Here is a 5596-nt window from a genome sequence, read left to right as displayed (position 1 = left end):
ATGTCATTGCAGGAGGTGCTTCCCTTGCCATCCATGCCGCACTTCTTTTTGTTTCTCAAGAGACAAAGGTGTTCGCGATGCCGGCTGGAAACCCAGCAAGTTCGGTAAGTCTAAATCTTGTGTCTGCTCCTCCCGCTGTCGAAAAATCTACACCAGAAAATGTAGCACCACCAAAAGAGCAGCAGCCTCAAGACCAACCTGAACCAGAAAAGAAGATTGTAAAAAAACAGGTCGTCAAGAAAGACGCTGTTAAGAAGAAGGTAGTAGAGAAAAAACCTGAACCGGTTAAACAATCTAAACCTAAAGCGGTCGAGCCCACCAAAACCGTAACAAAGCAAAAGGTTCAGCCCGAAGCGAAACCAAAGAAAAAAACGGAACCAGTGAAGAAAGAGACGGTAGCTCAACAATCCGCACCTGCGAGCCAATCCAAAGGGGCAACGTCTCAGCCTGTCTTGGTAGACAAACCAACGTTTGTGAGTCAACCAACACAACCCCGTTACCCAAGGTCTGCACAAAGACGCGGTATTGAAGGTGTAGCCTTGTATGAGATATGGCTAGATGAGAATGGTAACCAGATTAAACAGGTTTTGATTGAGTCTTCCGGCACAGAGTCGCTAGATGCCTCAGCACTTCGTGCGATCAAACAGTGGCAATTTACACCACATATTTCAGGTGGGCTAAAAGTCGCTCACCGAGTACAAGTACCTGTTCGTTTTAAGTTGGATGGATAATGGAACAACTACAAGAATTACAAACTCAATTTGGGCTGATGACATGGCCTTTGATCATTTGCTCAGCTCTAACCGTGATGATCATCGCCGAGCGATTATTCCATGTGTTAATTAGCCTTGGTGTAGGAAAGCGAGCCATTCGCCAAAAGCTCACAGGATTAGACCCAACAAATGGGAGCGAACTTGAAGCACTTGCTGAAGAGTTGTCGAATAAGCGGCCGCTTCTGTACCGTGGTGTTGCGATGTTGCTTGCTCATCATTCTTTCTCTAAATCTTTAAGAGAGGATGCCGCAGGTATTTGGCTGCAAGAAAAACGCCATCAGTTGCATTCCGGCCTTCGTTTGCTGACGCTGATTGGCGTCATCAGCCCTTTAATTGGCTTGCTTGGTACGGTACTTGGCTTAATTGACATGTTTAAAGGCATCGCGGTTTCAACGGGGAATATCACTCCGAATGATTTGGCTGACGGCCTAGGTCTTGCTATGCGCACCACTGCCGCGGGTCTCATTATCGCACTTCCTGCCATTTCAGGAGCGCAGATCATTGGTTTGTGGGCGGATCGTGTAATCGCCAAGCTTGAGCACACTTTAAACTACGTCAACTTATGGCTTGAAGGTATCTCGTTACAGCATGTCTCGCCAGACCACTCAAAAGTAACACTGCGCTCTTCTGAGAAGATTGAGGCAGCAACTAAATGATTAAAACACCACAAGAAAATAGTCGTAACGGTTTAACCCCCGATTTAACACCGCTGTTAGACATTATTTTTATCGTCATGGTTTTCCTGATGTTAACCGCAGCGGTCAAACTCGATTCATTAGACGTCAATTTACCGAGCACAGAATCTCAGGCTGTTGCAGATGTCGATAAGCAATCCATCGCGGTAAATATTCTTAAAGACGAGCCTTACTGGGCTATTAACGGCAAGACATATATCGATTGGGACAACTTTACCCTCGCGCTGCTAGAAGAGAGTAAGTCAAGCGATAAACCGATTGTAATTGGAGCAGAAAAAACCGCGAATATTCAGTCGCTAGTACAACTTCTCGGCTTTTTACAAGAAAACGGAATTCAAGCAACTCAGTTACTCACTGAAGAGCCATCATAAAAATAAGTAAGATAGAGATCCTTTCAAAATGAAGAACACACGCATCACTATTCATGCTGTTGTCACGGCAGCTATTTCCCTACTTGCGAGTAGTCAACTTTTTGCCAATGAAACGCCATCCTCAGAGCGCGTTGTTAGCGCAGGCAGCGCCGTCACTGAACTCTTGCTTGAACTCGACGCTAAAGATAGCTTGGTTGCTATCGACGTCACCAGTCAATTACCAAAAGGAATGGAACTGCCTAAAGTGGGCTACCATCGTCGTCTTTCAGCGGAGGGGTTGCTCGCCTTACGTCCGACAAAAGTCATTGGTTCTGATGAGATGGGGCCGAAAACAACATTGAGCCAATTGAAATCGGCTGGCGTAGATGTAGAAATCGTTAATACTGATGCAAATGTCGAGGGCCTTTATCAACGTATTGATCAAATTGCGAACCTTATGGATCGCAAAGCTCAAGCTGAAAGCTTAAAGCAAGATGTCCAGGCGCAAGTACAAGCACTCAATGCAAACCAACCTGATCAAGCGAAGAAAAAGAAAGTGCTCTTTCTGCTGATCCATGAAGGGCGACCTGCAAATGTTGCGGGCTCACAAACGACACCCGATGCAATTATTCAACTCGCCGGCGGACAAAACCCAGCCGCTACACAACTCTCGTCTTACAAGCCTCTATCCACAGAAGCGATGGTAGAGATGCAGCCTGACGTGATTCTTGTTAGTGGTCGCAGCTATGAAACGTTGGGTGGTGCCGATGCAATTTTAAAAGCAATGCCGCTTCTTGCTGCAACACCCGCTGGAAAGAACAAAGACATCATAACGATTGATGGCCATGCTCTGGTAGGTGGTTTGGGCCTTAAAAGCCTTGCAGAAGCTAAACGCTTGAATGCACTGCTTTACCCATAGAGACATGACATGTTGTTAAGACGCATCCCCCTTTCAACGACGTTATCAGTGCTTAGTGGATTTTTAGCATTTATTGCTATCGCCTCTATTACCGTTGGCCCAATGAACATTAGCTTTGCTGACAGTTTGCGTAGCCTAACGGGAGGCAGTTCTGATCTCGCTCCTCACATTCAGTTGGTCATTAACGAAATCCGATTGCCTCGCACCATTTTGTGTATGTTCATCGGCGCCATTTTAGCAATTTGTGGTGTGGTTATGCAGGGCTTGTTCCGTAACCCATTAGCCGAGCCTGGTATCATTGGTGTGTCTGCTGGCGCTGCTCTTGGTGGTGCATTCGCTATTGTTGTATTTGCTGAATTTAGCCAAAACTATCCGCAACTAATGAACTTAGCGGCTCTGCCTCTTTTTGCTTTCATTGGCGGTGCACTAACGACTATTCTCGTTTATAAACTCGGCACAAGTAAGTTTGGTACCTCAGTTACAATTATGTTGTTAGCCGGCGTTGCCATCAGCGCGCTCTCGGGTGCTGCGATTGGCTACATGAACTTTATCGCAGATGATCAGATGCTGCGAGACTTGACGCTTTGGTCGATGGGCTCATTAGCTGGTGCAAATTGGTCAGGGATTGCTCTATCTGCTGTAACACTCGTCATCCTATTGCTCTGGTTTCAGAAGAAGTCGATGGCGCTGAATGCTCTGTTGTTAGGGGAATCAGAAGCAAGACACTTAGGAGTTCCGGTTCAAAAACTCAAACGTCAGCTTATTTTACTTTCTGCACTGGGTGTTGGTATTACGGTGAGCATCAGTGGTGCAATTGGCTTTATTGGGCTCGTGATTCCTCACTTAGGGCGCATGCTCGCTGGGCCTGACCATCGAACGCTATTACCAATATCTGCCTTAATGGGAGCACTGCTTCTTACTGCCGCAGATATGTTTGCTCGTGTTGCCGTGGCACCAGCTGAATTACCAGTTGGAATCGTGACCGCATTGATTGGCGCGCCCTTTTTCATTTACTTATTGTTCCAGCAAAAAGGGAAGATTTTGTAATGAACCAGATCGTTTTATCGGGGAAAAACATTTCGATGACGTATGGCAACCGTGTGGTGCTCGATGACATCAACATTGATATCCGAGCTGGTGAAGTGACCGCCCTACTCGGCCCCAATGGCGCAGGTAAAAGTACTTTGCTCAAGCTTCTATGCGGTGAGATCTCTTCGAATCATCACATCACCTACTTCGGTAAACAAAAGCATGATTGGGAGCCTGAAAAAAGCGCCAAACATATTGCAATGCTCCCGCAGCACAGCACCTTAACCTTCCCATTTCTAGCCAGAGAAGTAGTAGAGCTGGGGGCAATACCGCTATCACTGTCCAATAAAGAAACCACTAAACTGGCTTTACATTACATGGAACAAACCGACGTATTGCATTTAGCAGAAAGCCTGTACCCGTCTTTATCTGGTGGAGAAAAGCAACGACTGCATCTAGCACGAGTGATGACACAACTACATCAATCTGGCGAAAAACGAATCTTAATGCTTGATGAACCTACCTCAGCGTTGGATCTCGCCCACCAACACAACACGTTAAAGATTGCTCGTGAAACGGCAAAAGCACAAAACGCAGCGGTGGTTGTGGTGTTACATGACTTGAATCTAGCCTCTCAGTACGCAGACCGCCTTGTACTCTTGCATAACGGGAAACTAGTTTGTGATGACACGCCATGGAATGCACTAACGTCAGAGCGCATTGAGCAAGTTTATGGCTATCGATCTATTGTGACAAAACATCCGACGCTAGACTTCCCTCAAGTGCATGCCGCAGCATAAAGCGTATCTCCTCTAAGCCGTCTCTAAAACACTTTGATACGACAAAGGCCCGCAATATGAGAATTGCGGGCCTTTGCTTTGATAGTGGCAGAATTTGGTTCTTTAAAGGCTATTACTTGCTCATTTGGATCAATGATCGACCAATCAACCACTCAAGCTCTTTGTCACCACCCGCACCAAACTGGCTTTCAACCATTTTGTATAAGCGGTCAATACCATTAGCAGCAAATTCTTGCGCATTTTCAGCGGTGACAATGTGATGGAATAGCAGTCGTAAAATCGCGAGAAACTCAGCATCTTCCAGCGCTTTAATCCAACTTTGTGAAAATGCATTTAATCCTTTATCAAACTCTAAGTGTTCAATAAACATTTTAAAGATACGGCCATCCAGTGCGGCGGTGAAGTCCGTTTTCTTAGGGAAGTGATGGCTAATACCGGTACGCGATATACCTGTCTGCTGGCTTAGCGTCGTGTACGACATTTTGTCGTAACCTAATCTGAGTAGCTGATCAATAACGGCATCCATGATCTTTTGGATAGTGATTTCGGTATCTTCTTTACTACGCTTTGGCATATTTTAAGCTCTTCTCTTTGTAAATCCATCTAACTCACTATTAAATGAGGCCAGAATGAAATCATTCTTAGCATTATACCCGGCTCGCCGATGCGGTTCGATTAGCGAAAACCTAGAAATCAGGTTGCTAAGCGCTGCACTTGAAAGCGCTTTGGGTATATGTATTGCGACTATTTAATATCATGTCGAGTTCCAAACCATAACGTCTTTACACTGCGTAATGTGTAATTTTCAGTTATGTTTTTGTCAATACATGCTACTCAAAATAAGGCGAAAAGTTAGTCTCATCAAAACCTTGCGCCAATTATTCATCGAAACTATTCAAAGACCAAGAATGATAATTATTAAAAATAATCAATCAAGAAATAGTCTTATAAATTAACCATTAGTTCAACTGGACTGAGCAAAATCTCGTCACTATGTTCGTTAATTGATTTTAAATGTTGATATATATCA

The 5596-nt window shown here is 45.0% G+C and carries 7 protein-coding genes; 6 read left to right on the top strand and 1 reads right to left on the bottom strand.

The features are described 5' to 3' along the window. The 6 genes from CAG68_RS16265 to CAG68_RS16240 form a co-directional block, all read left to right on the top strand. Positions 1–731 (top strand): energy transducer TonB (locus CAG68_RS16265; RefSeq protein WP_237667888.1); only part of this gene is annotated, 731 nt, incomplete at its 5' end. After that, a complete protein-coding gene (locus tag CAG68_RS16260; protein ID WP_005375324.1) occupies positions 731–1429 on the top strand; it encodes a MotA/TolQ/ExbB proton channel family protein in 699 nt (232 codons plus the stop codon). The genes CAG68_RS16265 and CAG68_RS16260, both read left to right, overlap by 1 nt. Next, positions 1426–1839, top strand: coding sequence for a biopolymer transporter ExbD (locus CAG68_RS16255; RefSeq protein WP_161441370.1), 414 nt, complete (start codon positions 1426–1428; stop codon positions 1837–1839). The genes CAG68_RS16260 and CAG68_RS16255 overlap by 4 nt, the downstream gene beginning before the upstream one ends. Positions 1840–1867: 28 nt before the next feature. Next, a complete protein-coding gene (locus CAG68_RS16250; RefSeq protein WP_005375320.1) occupies positions 1868–2737 on the top strand; it encodes a heme/hemin ABC transporter substrate-binding protein in 870 nt (289 codons plus the stop codon). A 9-nt stretch (positions 2738–2746) separates the two neighbouring features. Beyond that, positions 2747–3784: a FecCD family ABC transporter permease gene (locus CAG68_RS16245; RefSeq protein WP_054578656.1), complete on the top strand. Its 1038-nt coding sequence runs from the start codon at positions 2747–2749 to the stop codon at positions 3782–3784. Then, positions 3784–4566 carry a heme ABC transporter ATP-binding protein gene (locus CAG68_RS16240; protein WP_005385036.1) on the top strand — a complete coding sequence of 261 codons (783 nt, stop codon included), beginning with the start codon at positions 3784–3786 and terminating at the stop codon, positions 4564–4566. The genes CAG68_RS16245 and CAG68_RS16240 overlap by 1 nt, the downstream gene beginning before the upstream one ends. A 112-nt stretch (positions 4567–4678) precedes the next feature. Here CAG68_RS16240 and CAG68_RS16235 read toward each other — a convergent pair whose 3' ends face one another. Next, positions 4679–5140 (bottom strand): TetR/AcrR family transcriptional regulator, encoded by a 462-nt coding sequence (locus CAG68_RS16235; protein WP_005385033.1) that lies wholly within the window; start codon positions 5138–5140, stop codon positions 4679–4681. Positions 5141–5596 lie beyond the last annotated feature (456 nt).

This window comes from Vibrio sp. V42_P2S4T144 (genome assembly GCF_009904715.1).
GTDB classification, from domain to species: Bacteria; Pseudomonadota; Gammaproteobacteria; order Enterobacterales; family Vibrionaceae; genus Vibrio; species Vibrio alginolyticus.
Note: the sequence above shows the minus strand (reverse complement) of the source record. Positions and strands in the feature narration are given on the sequence as shown.

What these genes read in the sequence shown, in the direction of transcription:
- CAG68_RS16235 (WP_005385033.1), bottom strand. Translation starts at nt 5,140, where the DNA reads ATGCCAAAGCGTAGTAAAGAAGATACCGAAATCACTATCCAAAAGATC.
- CAG68_RS16260 (WP_005375324.1), top strand. Translation starts at nt 731, where the DNA reads ATGGAACAACTACAAGAATTACAAACTCAATTTGGGCTGATGACATGG.
- CAG68_RS16245 (WP_054578656.1), top strand. Translation starts at nt 2,747, where the DNA reads ATGTTGTTAAGACGCATCCCCCTTTCAACGACGTTATCAGTGCTTAGT.
- CAG68_RS16255 (WP_161441370.1), top strand. Translation starts at nt 1,426, where the DNA reads ATGATTAAAACACCACAAGAAAATAGTCGTAACGGTTTAACCCCCGAT.
- CAG68_RS16240 (WP_005385036.1), top strand. Translation starts at nt 3,784, where the DNA reads ATGAACCAGATCGTTTTATCGGGGAAAAACATTTCGATGACGTATGGC.
- CAG68_RS16250 (WP_005375320.1), top strand. Translation starts at nt 1,868, where the DNA reads ATGAAGAACACACGCATCACTATTCATGCTGTTGTCACGGCAGCTATT.